The following is an 11,746-nucleotide window of genomic DNA, read 5'->3' as shown; positions in this document are numbered from 1 at the left end:
GTTCGGCGGTCGGATCGATACCGTCACTCGGGATTCGGAGCGACGCCGTCACTCGGGATTCGGAGCGACGCCGTCACCCGGCGTTCGGCTCGCCTCGGATCGCTTCGAGGACCGTCAGCGCGCGCTTCACCTGCGCGCCGTCCTCGACGAACACCAGCGTTCGGGGCGGACGCGCCGCCTTCGGACGGACGCGGAGGCCGGCCTCGGTCGCCGCGGTCGCGGCCGCCTCCGGGGCGGCGATCGCCTCGATCCGGGCGCGGTCCGGCTGGACGAACACCTCGGCGACCGTCTCGCGGGGAGCGTCCGCGTCCCCCGCGTCGCTCCCGTCTTCGGGCGTCTCGCGGGCGATCCGGTACGCCAGCGCGCCGCCGGTCGTCGCCTCGACGTCCGGGTCGGCGTCGACGACCGTCAGGCCGCGGAGCCGGCTCTCGCTGCCCGTCACCTCGGAGGCGAGCAGCTGTGCGATCCGGACGCCGTCTGTGAGGCGGTCCGTGACCATTCACGCGGCCTCCGAGTCGTCGGCCGCGTCGTCCGGCCCTCCCGTGTCGTTCGCGTCCTCGTCCGCCTCGGCCGCGAGTTCCTCGCGCACGTCGGCGGCGAGGCGGTCGACCGCGGCCCCCTGCTCTCGGGCGTAGAGGACCGCGGCGGCCTCGATGGTGATCGCCAGCGCGCGCTGTCGCTCGTTGATCGCGGCGACCGCGCGCTGCTTCTCGACGCCGGTCGCGACGACCGCGTCGAGCGCGCTCTCGAAGGTGGACTGCTCGCGGAGAATCGACTCGTCAGGGGCGAACCCCTCCGGGAGGGTCACCTCCGCGGGGTCGAACTGCGGGACCAGGTCGCCGTCCTCGGACGCGAGGAGGCCGCGCCCGAGCGCGACGTCGACGAGCCGCTTCGCCTGATCGGGCGAGAACCACTCCCGCTCCAGCGACAGCGCGACGACGAACTCCCCCTGCCCGAGCCGGTCTTGGGCTTCGGCCTTGAACGGGGCGGCGACGGCGACCTCCAGGCTCATGTGAGACGGACGGCTCGGCGGGCGCGTAAACGTGTCGAACGCCGGATCGCGAGCGGGTGCGAGTCAGGCCGGCGAGCGCGCCGGCGACGCCGAACGCGACCGACGCGAGCCCCCAAGCGTACAGCCACCGGTCGGACATAGACCGGATCGATCCCGCGCGAGGCATAACCGATCCGGTCGAGGCGGTCGGTTCTGGGATCGGGTGGAGGCAGGGGGTTCCGGGATCGGAAAGGAGCGAGTGGTTCCGCGATCGGAAGGAGATGTCCGACCCGGTCCGAACCTCGGAGCGGAGCGGAAGAGCGAGCGTCAGTCGTCGCTGCCGGGGGTCGCAGTCGGCGTCTTACCGGGGTCGTCGGCCGAGACCGGGTTCACGTCGATGGTGTAGCCGGTCAGGGCCATGACGAACAGCACGACCGGCGAGAAGAACGCGAACAGGTAGTACGGTGCGTACTGGAGCGTCGGCACGCCGGTGGCGCTCGCCATGAAGACGGCTCCCGCGTGATACGGGATCAGCGCGCCGGTCGGGGTCCCAGCGGCCTCGACCGCGCGGGAGAGCTGGTCGGAGTCCATCCCGAACTCGTCGTAGGTGTTCCGGAGCGTGACGCCCGGCAGAACGATGCTCATGTACTGCTGGGCGGTGAGCGCGTTGATGAGGATGGCGGAGATGCCGGTTCCGGCGATGAGCGCGCCCGGACTCCGCACGGCCGAGGTGAACGCGTGGGCAATCACCGCGAGAACGCCCGTGCGCTCTAAGATGCCGCCGAGCGAGAGCGCGGCGACGACGACCGTGATCGTCCACGCGGATCCGGTGAGTCCGTCGGTCGCGAGGAGTTCGTTCACCGTGTTCGAGGCCGACTCGGGCGCGGTGCCGTACATGAACGTCTCCCACGCGGCGACGAAGCCGGCCCCCTGAAGGAGGATCGTCGTGAACGCACCGGCGAACACGCCCGCGACGAGGGTCGGGAGCGCGGCGTACCCGCGCAGCGCCAAGCCGAAGGTGACGACGAGCGGGACGAAGGCGAGGACGGTGATCGCGTACGTCTCGGTGAGACCGCCCTGAATCTCGGCGATCCGTCCCGCCGGGATGGAGCCGCTAACCTGGAGTCCGACAGCGGCGAACGCGATCACGGCGAGCCCGAAGGCGATCGCGGTGCCGGTCCGCATCCGGCGGATGTGCGCGTACAGGTCGGTGTTAGTGACGCCGGCGGCGAGGTTCGTCGTGTCGGAGAGCGGCGACTGCTTGTCGCCGGCGTACGCGCCCGAGAGGACGGCCCCGACCGTCATCGGGGCGGGGACGCCGAGCCCCGCGCCGATGCCGACGAAGGCGACGCCGAGCGTCCCGACCGTCGTCCACGAGGAGCCGATGGCGAACGCGACGACGGCGGCGAGGACGGCGGCCGCCGGGAGGAAGGTCGTCGGCGAGAGTATCTCCAGCCCGTAGTACATCAGGCTGGGGATCGTGCCGGCGCTGACCCACGTCGCGATCAGCCCGTAGATGGTGAAGATGATGAGGATCGCCTGCAGACCCATCACGAGTCCGTTCGCGACCCCGTCGAACAGGTCGTCCCAGTCGTAGCCGAGCCACAGCCCGAACGCGCCGACGAAGGCGATACTCCAGAGGAGCGGTGGGTGCGGGTCGAGACCGAGGACGGCCGAGCCGATACCGAGGAACGCCACGATGGCGAGGACCGGGACCAGCGCCGCCGCGAGGCTCGGGCGGCGGTCCGGGTCGAGGTCCTCGTACGCCGTGGGCGTGAACGAGCGTGCCATGACCGCAATTATTCCTTTGAAGCATAAGAACGTCTCGAAATATGCGCGAATAATATAATAATCATTCATCTTGTTCTCGGCGGGCGGCGGTGAAGGGAAGCGTTTCCCCCAGCACCTCCCGCGTCTAACCGTGTGCCGCCGTGTCGCGGCGGTCCGCGAACGGACGGTCTTATACGCGTCGGCGGCGAAGCCGGGGTAACATGATATTTGAGGGCCTCCCGACGACTCCGCGCGCGGAGGAACTCGTCGACAAGGCGTTCTCGCGGGCGGCTCGGGCCGGACGCGCGAAGCGCGGCCACGAGGCGCAGGAGTCGATGCTGCGGACCGCCGGCAACGTGCTCTCGGACAACTTGGAGAACGTCGTCACCTCGTGGCCCGACTTCGGCTTCGACGTCGACCCGTTCTACTACGAGCTGGCGGACGCAATCGTCGACGTCGACCGGCTCCGACAGGCGCTCTCGCAGGTGATGTGGGCCAGCCGCCAGATCGAGGACCTCCGCGACGAGTACACGACGAAGATCCGCAACTCCGACGTCGACACCGCGCGGAAACACCGCAAGCAGGCGTTCGCCCGCATGGCGGACGTGATGGACCAGATCGAAGACGATCTGCGGTACATCGGCGACTCGCGCGATCAGCTGAAGGTGCTCCCGGACATCCGTCCCGACGAGCCGGCCATCGTCGTCGCCGGCTACCCGAACGTCGGGAAGTCCTCGTTCGTCAACCGCGTCACCCGCGCGTCGAACCAGATCGCGGAGTACCCGTTCACCACGAAGGGCGTCCAGATCGGTCACTTCGAGCGGAACCACGTCCGGTACCAGATCGTCGACACGCCCGGGCTGCTCGACCGGCCGGAAGAGGAGCGCAACGACATCGAGCGGCAGGCGGTCAGCGCCTTAGAACACCTCGCGGACGCGGTCGTCTTCGTGCTCGATCCCTCCGGCGACTGCGGCTACCCGCTCGACGTCCAGCTCGAACTCCGCGAGGAAGTCCGCGAACTGTTCGGCGCGGACGTGCCGCTGCTCACGGTGGCGAACAAACACGACCGCTTCGAGGCGGTCAGAGCCGAGTCCGTCGACGCGACGATGAGCGTCACCGAGGACGAGAACGTCGAGGCCGTCCTCGATCTGGCCGTCGACGCGGTCGGCTACGAGCCGGACCTCCCCACCCGCGACGGGGAGTAGTCGGTCGATCGTCTCGAACGTCCCTGCGAAAGAAAACGACCGATAGCCGCGTTCTCAGGCCGGAACCGCTTCGTACACGACGTTCACGGAGACGCTCACGCTCACGTCGCCCGTCTCGACCGCGGTCGAAGCGCCGCCGGACGCGTCCCCGCCGTCCGCCGCCGCGTACGACTCGGCCACGTACGGCCGCGACTGCGACTGCGCGGTCGACACCTCGTAGACGCCGGACACCTCCAGCCCGCTCGCGTTCGCGAGCGCGGCCGCGTCGTCGTCGGCGTTCGTCATCGCCGTTTCGAGCGCCCGCTCGCGGACCTCGCGCTCGCGCTCGTCGCTCAGACCGAACTGGATCCGCTGGACCTCGTCCGCACCGGCGTCGACGGAGACGTCGATGACCTCGCCGACGGCGTCGACGTCGTCGAGTTCGATCACGTACTGGTGGGAACCCTCGTACCGCGTCCGGTTCGGATTGTCTCGGGTCTCGTAGCTCTCGCGAACGTCGTACTGGTCGGTCCGGATCGCGTCGTCGTCGAGCCCCCAGTCCGTCAGCGCGCCCCGGAGTTCCTCCTCGCCGGCGTCCAGCTCGTCGCGGACCGCCGCGGCGTCCTCGCCCGTCGCGGTCACCGCGACGCGAAGGGTGGCGCGATCCGGTGCCGACGTCGCCTCGCCGGCGGCGGTCACTTCGATGCTCCGTTCCAGTTGCGCTTCGTCGCCGTCGGTCGGCGTCGCGGTCCCCGCGAACCCCGAGCAGCCGGCGAGCGCGACGAGCGCCGCGATGCCGATGAGTGCCGTCAGTCGTCTGTCCATACCGACCGATCGACGGCGGAGACCTATAAAACGCCGATGGCGCAAAGAGTCGCTTTCGCTATTCGTCGTCGCGGGCGCGGTCTTCGGCCGCATCTTCGGCGGCCTCCTCCTCGGCCGCCTCCTCGTCGGCCTCGTCGTGGTCCACCACGTACGTGTCGTCGAGGTGCGGCTGTTCGTCCGCGGGGCCGTCGTCGACGTCGTCGGGAGACCCTCCGTCCCCGGTGCCGTCGGCGTCGGCGAGCGCGTCGGCGACGGATGCGTCCGCGGCGTCGGCAGCGCCGCTGTCCGATCCCCCGTTGTCGCCGTCGGGGTCCGCGTCACCGTTGCCACCACCGTCGCCGTCACCATCACCGCCACCGTTGCTATCTCCGTTGCCCCCGACATCCCGCACGTCGGTCCCCTGCGACTGTTCAGGGTCGCGGTCGACCCCGCCCGACAGATCGGTCGCGCGGCGACCGGAGCCGAACAGCCGCTCGCGCAGCGACCGCGAGCTGGGGCGTTCGGTGAGCAGCACCGAGGCGTCGACCTCGTGGATCACGTCGAGGTGGAGCGAGTTCGAGACGAGCCGGGAGAGCAGGCCCTTCTCCGTCGCGCCGATGATGACGAGCGTCTTGTCGGTCGCCACCTCGACGATGGCCGACTCGACGTCGCCGCCGTCGTCGACGACGAACTCGGCGTCCGTGAGCCCGTGTTCGTCGGCCCACGCCGCGAGGAACGACCTCCCGTCTTCCCGGTTCTCCGGGCCGTCAACCACGTGGAGCAGCGTCACCTCGGCGTCGGCGGTGTCCGCGAGCACCTTCGCCACCTCCGCGCTCAGCGCCGAGTCCGGCCCGCCGGAAGTGGGGATGAGGATCCGCGAGGTGTCGAGGTCCTGCTCGTTGAGGATGAGGAAGTCGCAGGGGAGCTGGTTCGTCAGCTCGTCGATCGGGCGCTCGGCGCGGGCGGCGCTCCACAGCTGGTCGTCGCCCCACCCCATCAGCACCGAGTCCGGGCGGGTCCGGCGCGCCATGTTGAACACCTCCTCGAACGAGCGGTGCGAGATCACCGTCGACGTCGACACCTCGACGTCGTAGTCGGCCGCCGTCGACCGGAGGTTCGCCATTCCCTCGGCGGAGACATCGGCTATCCGACGGCCCGCGTCGCCCGAGGACAGCGACATGCGCTCCGGCGCTTGGACGACGTGAACGATGTGGACGACGCCCTCCTCGTGGCTGCTCGCGAGCCGCGCCGCCAGCTCGACTATCGGCCCGTCGGTCCGCGGGTTCGTGATCGGCACCATGATACGGTACCCCTCGCCCGCGAACAGGGTCGCCTCGGTGGCGTCCAAGATCGGGACGTACGATCGACCGGCCGCGCGGCCGAACACCCACTCGGGCACGGTCAGGCGGCGGCTCACGCCCTCGAAGCGAGCCTCTTCGAGCCGCTCCTCGCTCGTTTGGAAGTAGTTGACGAGCGTCACCAGGACGACGCCGCCGATAGTGTTACCGAGCAACACCGGCACGACGAAGCCGATGAGGCCGGAATAGAGGCTAATCTCCGCGCCGTACAGCGGAATACTGTACTCAAAGAACAGGTACACGACCTCGGTGAAGGAGACAACAACGTGGAACAGGTCGCCGAGCGGGATCGCGAGGAACGCGAGGTAGACGACGAGCATCCGGCTCACGGAGTCGGTGGAGGCGAAGCCGACCCAGACGACGCCGGCGACGATGAGCCCCGCCATCGCGGCCTTGAAGAAGAGCGGAACGAACTCCATGCCGAAGCCGCCCTCGGAGATGTATCGCGCCGCCTCGACGGTGTCGCCCGTGAAGACGCCGCCGTACGAGAGGACGGCCGCGCCGATCGCGCCGCCGGCGAAGTTGCCCGCGAGCACGATCGTCCAGTGGCGGAGCAGGGTCGGGAGGCTCGCGAGCCGTTCGAGCGTGAGCGCCACCGGCGGGAGCGTGTTCTCGGTGTACAGCTGGTAACCGCCGATGATGATGTAGATAAACCCGAGCGGGTACAGCAGGACGCTCAAGATCGGGTTTGAGTCGGTCGCCGCCGTCAGCGACGCGTACAGCATGAACGTGATCGTGATCGCCAGCCCGGCAGCGAGCCCGCTGAAGAACAGCTCGCGGCTCCCCGAGGTCACCTCCTCGTCCGCGGCGGCGATGATCCGCTGGAACACCTCGTCTGAGGAGAACCGGTCCCTGACGGCCTCGCCGACCGCCGGCGCGCCGCTTCGGGACCGCTCGACGACCTCACGCATCGAATCGTCGTCGGGTGGCTCTGAGTCAGTCACTGGCGGAGGCCACGGCGTCCCGATAAAAAGCCCTTGCTCTTCCGTTCACGCGGTCGAAAAACGACCGGACCGCGGAGAGATCGGAACGGCTCGGCGAGGGCGGAACGGCTCGGCGAGAAGCGTCCGCGGTCACCGCGGACTCAGGCGCGTTCGACGGTCACCGTGCGGACCTCGACGGTGACCTCGCCGTCGACCACGGTCTCGATGCGGCCGTCGAGTACGGGCGCGATACCCTCGACGGGACCGCCGGGCGGCACGCCGACCGTGACCACCACCCGATCGGTTTTGAGCGGCGGGACCGTTCCGGTGCGCTCGACGGTGAGTTCGAGCAGTTCGAACTCCGAGTTCAGCGCCGTCAGCTCGTCGCTCGCGGCGGCCCGGATGTCGGTCTCCGTGGTCGAGGCGACGTACGAGTCGTAGGTGACGCCGCCGAGGAACACCGAGAGCAGCGCGATGGCGACCGCGAGCACGGCGACGCGCTTGAGGAACGCGGCGCGCGCGTCGTCCTCGCGGAACCATCGCTGCGGGCGGTACCCCTCGTACCACAGCATCACGAGCGCGGAGAGGTTGATCGAGAGGACGTTCACCGCGACGATGATGCCCGCGCCGATCACGAGCCGCGGGATCCGGAAGGCGATCCCGATCCCGACGGCGGCCGCGGGCGGGATCAGCGCCACCGCGATCATCACGCCCACGAGCGTCGCCGAGACGCCGGTTATCAGCGAGACGATACCCGCGATACCCGCGCCGACCGCGACGACGAGGACGAGGACGTTCGGCGCGAGCCGTTCGGACACCTCCGCGAGTTCGAGCGGGTCGAGCCCGGGCGGGACCAAGGCGAGCGAGCGCAACGCGAGCGCGAACGCCGTGGCCGCGAAGACCGCGACCGCGACGCCCAGTATCTGCATCCGCACCCCGCGCCGGAACAGCGACTCGTCGTCGACGACGGTGCCGATCGCCGCGGACATCGCGGGGCCGATGAGCGGCGCGATCACCATCGAGCCGACGACGGTCGCGGGGGAGTCTAACAGCAGCCCGGCGGTGGCGATCACCGCCGAGATAACGGTCATCAACACGTACGTCCCCAGCCCCGAGGCGAGCCCCTCGGCCTTCGCCTGGAGCTCCTCGCGGGAGATCCGGTCGCCGCCGTGCTCGGCGTCCTCCTCGTACTGCTCTTCGAGCGCCTCGAACCGCCGGGAGATGACCGTCTCTGCCGCGACGATGACGGTGTAGGTGCTCTCGTCGATCCCCGCCTCGCGGAGCCGTTCGAGGACCGGTTCGACCGCGGCCGTCGGCAGCGGGAACGTCGCGACCGCGGTGTACTCGCGGCCGCTGGTCTCGTCGGTGACGACGTAGTCGACCCCCTCGTCGTCGAGCGCGCGGACGACCGCCGCGCGCTTGCCCGCCGGTATCATGACCTGAACGAGTCGCACGGTCGCCGGTCGCGCCGCCGACTCTTATAAGGTGGGCACGCGGACGGCGTCGCGGTCGCCGCGAGCCGCGAGAAACGGAACTTTAATGCGCGAATCGCTCGCACCTCCAGCTAAGAATGATCTCGCCGCTGGTCATCGACACGTTCCTGCTCAACTACCACCTTGGGCACGTCATACTGTTCGGGCTCGTCGTCTCGCTTCTCGGGGCCGCGCCGCTGAAGTCCCAGAAGATGTTCGCGTCGATCTTGGCCGTCTTCGGCGTCGTCTTCCTCGCGGCACCGTACACGACGATGCCGGCGACCTTCGTCCTCGTCGGCATCCCGCTCATCCTGATCGGCACGCTACTGTGGACGATGTCCGAAAGCTGAGACCGGCCTTCTCCCGAGCGTTTCCGTCTCTTTCTTCCCGCGTTCCGCCGACGAGTGCGACCGATCGCGTCGCGGTTTCGGTTCCTGTTCGATCCCGCTTCTTTTTTTGCCCCCGGCGACACTCCCCGCCATGGTAACGGTACGGGCCCCCGCGACGAGCGCGAACCTCGGGAGCGGCTTCGACGTGTTCGGGGCGGCCCTCTCGCGGCCGGCGGACGTCGTCACGGTCGAGAAGGCGGCCGAGACGACGATCGAGGTCACGGGCGTCGGCGCGCAGTACATCCCGGAGGACCCCGAGAAGAACACCGTGGGGGCCGTCGTCGAGGCGCTCGACGCGCCGGCGCGGATCCACATCGACAAGGGCGTCCGCCCGGCGTCGGGGCTCGGCTCCTCGGCCGCGAGCGCCGCGGGCGCGGCGGTCGCGCTCAACCGGCTCTACGACCGCGGGCTCTCCCGCGAGGAACTGGTCCCGATCGCCGCCGAGGGCGAGGCGGTCGTCTCCGGCGTCGCGCACTCGGACAACGTCGCGCCATCGATCCTCGGCGGCTTCACCGTGACGACCGCCGAGGGAACCCGGTCGGTCGACGCCGCGATCCCCCTCGTCGTCTGCCTGCCCGACGTCGCCGTCTCGACCCGGGACGCGCGCCGGGTCGTCCCCGAGACCGCCTCGATGGACGCGCTTGTCGAGACGGTCGGCAACGCGGCGACGCTGGCGATCGGGATGTGCCGGTCGGACCCCGACCTCGTCGGTCTCGGCATGGACGACCCGGTGGTCACCCCCGAGCGCGCCCGTCTGATCACGGGCTACGACGAGGTTCGCCAGCGCGCCTTCGACGCCGGGGCCACGGGAGTCACTGTCAGCGGTGCCGGTCCCGCGGTGATCGCCGCCTGCCGCGAGCATGACCGGCGGGAGATCGCCGCCGCGATGCTCGACGCCTTCGACGGGGTCGGGATCGATGCGCGCGCCTACCAGAGCCGGATCGGCCGCGGCTCGACGGTCCTCGACGAGTAGTCGGCAGACGGGACGCGTCGGACAACTGCGCGGAACCGCACGAGGTCGACCGCGGCTCACCCGTTCTGGACGAACTCGCCCGAGCAGTCGTACTCGATCATCTCGAACTCGTTCGCGGCCTGGACGCTCCCGTTGTACGGGTCGGTCCGCTCGTACAGCTGGTAGACGGTGACGTTCTCGACGCCGGTCGCGTGGGTCCGGTTCCACTCCTCACAGAGGTAGTGCGCGAGGTACGAGCGGTGCTTCTCGTTGTCTCCCGAGTAGACGTTCGAGAGGTATTTTCGCCAGCGCGCGGAGGGATAGGTCGCGTCAACGTCGGGCGGCCGGTCCATGGAGACCTCGCCGTCGTGGAGCACGTCCCGCTCGCTCCCGTTTTCGAGGGTTCCGGGCGCGACGAACCACCGCGTCGTGCGAACCGGCTCGGGCGCGAACATCTGCCAGTGCTGGTCCATCTCGACGGTCTCTAAGACCTCCTCGCCGGGGTCCGGAACCTCGCCGTAGCCGACCGACTGCGCGCTCGAGAGGACGATCAACACGACGAAGAAGACGGGAATGACCGTCGAGAAGAGCGGGCGACCGCGTTCGATTCCCGCTCGGACACCGCTCGAGAGGTCGTCGAGGCGGTCGTTCCGTGTTAGCCGGGGCAGCGACGCGTCGAGCGAGGTGAGCGTCCGCCCGACGGATGCGAGGTGCGTACGCCAACGGTCGAGGTCCGTCGACGGCCCGAACCGGTCGACCGCGCGCTCCGCGGCGTCCCAGACCGGCGTCTGGTAGAACGGGACGAAGCCGACGACGGCGATGACGGGGAACAGGTCGATCCGCATCGTGACCGCCATCCCGAGGTGGGTGCCGACGAAAACCGAGGCGACCGCGGCGCGCGGGAAGCCCGTGAGGAGGACCAGCAGCGGCGAGGCGAAAAGCAGTGCGACCCACACGTACGTGGCCGCGCGCAGCAGACCGGGGAACGCGGCGATGTGGTTGCCGAGGAGGTAGGTGAACTGGTCCGCCTGCATGACGTACGCGACCGCCTCGCCACCCATCCAGAGGTCCCCCTCGAGCTTGTGGACGCCGTTCGTCACGTACATCACCAGCATCTGGAGGAGCACTCCCAGCGAGGCGACCGTCGCCACGGCGGCCCCGCGCGATCCCCCCGTGGAGGGACCGGGTTCCGACGTCGCCTCGTCGACGGCGGCGGGCATCACGCCGTCGCCGGGGTTTTCGGCGTCCGATCGCCCGATCGCGTCAACCGACCAGCGCGCGCCGAGCGGGAGGAAGATGCCCCAGAAGAGCAGCATCGCCAGCAGGGCGTCGCCCGCGTTCAACACCATCGGGTTCCGGGCCTGAAGCGAGAGCAACAGCAGCCACGAGGCGACCGTCGCGAGCCGCGTCCGGTAGCCGACGGCCAGCGCGAGGGCGACAGCGCCCGCGACCGCGAACAGCGACGCGACGGCCCACGGTTCGCCGGAGAGCGCGTGGAGCGAGTACAGCTCCGAGTAGTCGGCGACCAGCGCGCGTCGCGGGAGCACGCCGTAGTCGGTGTAGAAGGCGGAAAGCGAGCGCGAGCGCCGGAGCAGGTCGGCGATCAGCAGCGTTCCGAGCCCGATCCGGAAGGCGGCGAGCGCGCGCCGGTCGACCGAGGCCCGCGCGGCGACCGCCGCCGAGAGCCGTCGAACGACGGCCGAGAACCGCGACCGGACGCCCGCGACCGAGAGGCTTCGAGCCATGATCTTGGAGTCCAACTAGTTGGAGACGCGGAGGAATCAGTATAAGTTTTCCGTGCGACGGCGCGCGGTCGCCGTCGCGTGGTCGCCGTCGCTCGGCTTCCGGGGGGACTCGGTCCGATCGCACCGGAATCCTGAACTGCGGCGGCGGCGTACGATTA

At 69.7% G+C, this 11,746-nt stretch carries 10 protein-coding genes; 3 read left to right on the top strand and 7 right to left on the bottom strand.

The annotated features are described in order from the left end of the window. Positions 1-73 precede the first annotated feature (73 nt). The 3 genes from QOL69_RS02310 to QOL69_RS02300 all read right to left on the bottom strand — a co-directional run bounded on the left by QOL69_RS02310 (position 74) and on the right by QOL69_RS02300 (position 2,782). The gene (locus QOL69_RS02310) at positions 74-499 is read right to left on the bottom strand and encodes a DUF7993 family protein (protein ID WP_283401882.1); all 426 of its coding nucleotides are present in this window, start codon (positions 497-499) and stop codon (positions 74-76) included. Beyond that, the gene (locus QOL69_RS02305) at positions 500-1,012 is read right to left on the bottom strand and encodes a DUF2240 family protein (RefSeq protein WP_283401881.1); all 513 of its coding nucleotides are present in this window, start codon (positions 1,010-1,012) and stop codon (positions 500-502) included. It abuts the gene before it with no gap. Between the two features lie 306 nt (positions 1,013-1,318). Beyond that, positions 1,319-2,782, bottom strand: a complete 1,464-nt coding sequence (locus QOL69_RS02300; protein WP_283401880.1) for an arginine/ornithine antiporter ArcD — start codon at positions 2,780-2,782, stop codon at positions 1,319-1,321. Positions 2,783-2,982: 200 nt separating this feature from the next. Here QOL69_RS02300 and QOL69_RS02295 point away from each other — a divergent pair, with 200 nt between their 5' ends. After that, entirely contained in the window at positions 2,983-3,966 is a 984-nt protein-coding gene (locus QOL69_RS02295) for an NOG1 family protein (protein ID WP_048077837.1), read from the top strand. Positions 3,967-4,020: 54 nt separating this feature from the next. Here QOL69_RS02295 and QOL69_RS02290 read toward each other — a convergent pair whose 3' ends face one another. From QOL69_RS02290 to QOL69_RS02280, 3 genes are all read right to left on the bottom strand, one after another. Beyond that, positions 4,021-4,770: an SIMPL domain-containing protein gene (locus QOL69_RS02290; RefSeq protein WP_283401879.1), complete on the bottom strand. Its 750-nt coding sequence runs from the start codon at positions 4,768-4,770 to the stop codon at positions 4,021-4,023. A 58-nt stretch (positions 4,771-4,828) separates the two neighbouring features. Beyond that, positions 4,829-7,051, bottom strand: coding sequence for a formate/nitrite transporter family protein (locus QOL69_RS02285; RefSeq protein WP_283401878.1), 2,223 nt, complete (start codon positions 7,049-7,051; stop codon positions 4,829-4,831). A gap of 140 nt (positions 7,052-7,191) precedes the next feature. Further along, positions 7,192-8,466, bottom strand: a complete 1,275-nt coding sequence (locus QOL69_RS02280) for a TIGR00341 family protein (protein ID WP_048077874.1) — start codon at positions 8,464-8,466, stop codon at positions 7,192-7,194. Between the two features lie 134 nt (positions 8,467-8,600). Here QOL69_RS02280 and QOL69_RS02275 point away from each other — a divergent pair, with 134 nt between their 5' ends. Next, positions 8,601-8,852 (top strand): DUF8006 family protein, encoded by a 252-nt coding sequence (locus QOL69_RS02275; protein ID WP_048077838.1) that lies wholly within the window; start codon positions 8,601-8,603, stop codon positions 8,850-8,852. Positions 8,853-8,982: 130 nt separating this feature from the next. Then, positions 8,983-9,864, top strand: coding sequence for a homoserine kinase (locus QOL69_RS02270; RefSeq protein ID WP_283401877.1), 882 nt, complete (start codon positions 8,983-8,985; stop codon positions 9,862-9,864). A 56-nt stretch (positions 9,865-9,920) separates the two neighbouring features. On the opposite strand, the gene QOL69_RS02265 is transcribed toward QOL69_RS02270, so the two are convergent. Beyond that, a complete protein-coding gene (locus QOL69_RS02265; RefSeq protein ID WP_283404199.1) occupies positions 9,921-11,588 on the bottom strand; it encodes an HTTM domain-containing protein in 1,668 nt (555 codons plus the stop codon). Positions 11,589-11,746 lie beyond the last annotated feature (158 nt).

The organism is Halorubrum sp. DM2, from assembly GCF_901686465.1.
GTDB lineage: Archaea > Halobacteriota > Halobacteria > Halobacteriales > Haloferacaceae > Halorubrum.
The sequence above is the reverse complement of the archived record's forward strand: the minus strand, read 5'-3'. Positions and strand labels throughout refer to the sequence as shown.

Bases quoted from the DNA above. Each gene is read 5' to 3' on its own strand.
- QOL69_RS02280 (WP_048077874.1), bottom strand. From the start codon at position 8,466: ATGATACCGGCGGGCAAGCGCGCGGCGGTCGTCCGCGCGCTCGACGAC.
- QOL69_RS02290 (WP_283401879.1), bottom strand. From the start codon at position 4,770: ATGGACAGACGACTGACGGCACTCATCGGCATCGCGGCGCTCGTCGCG.
- QOL69_RS02310 (WP_283401882.1), bottom strand. From the start codon at position 499: ATGGTCACGGACCGCCTCACAGACGGCGTCCGGATCGCACAGCTGCTC.
- QOL69_RS02305 (WP_283401881.1), bottom strand. From the start codon at position 1,012: ATGAGCCTGGAGGTCGCCGTCGCCGCCCCGTTCAAGGCCGAAGCCCAA.
- QOL69_RS02295 (WP_048077837.1), top strand. From the start codon at position 2,983: ATGATATTTGAGGGCCTCCCGACGACTCCGCGCGCGGAGGAACTCGTC.
- QOL69_RS02275 (WP_048077838.1), top strand. From the start codon at position 8,601: ATGATCTCGCCGCTGGTCATCGACACGTTCCTGCTCAACTACCACCTT.
- QOL69_RS02265 (WP_283404199.1), bottom strand. From the start codon at position 11,588: ATGGCTCGAAGCCTCTCGGTCGCGGGCGTCCGGTCGCGGTTCTCGGCC.
- QOL69_RS02300 (WP_283401880.1), bottom strand. From the start codon at position 2,782: ATGGCACGCTCGTTCACGCCCACGGCGTACGAGGACCTCGACCCGGAC.
- QOL69_RS02270 (WP_283401877.1), top strand. From the start codon at position 8,983: ATGGTAACGGTACGGGCCCCCGCGACGAGCGCGAACCTCGGGAGCGGC.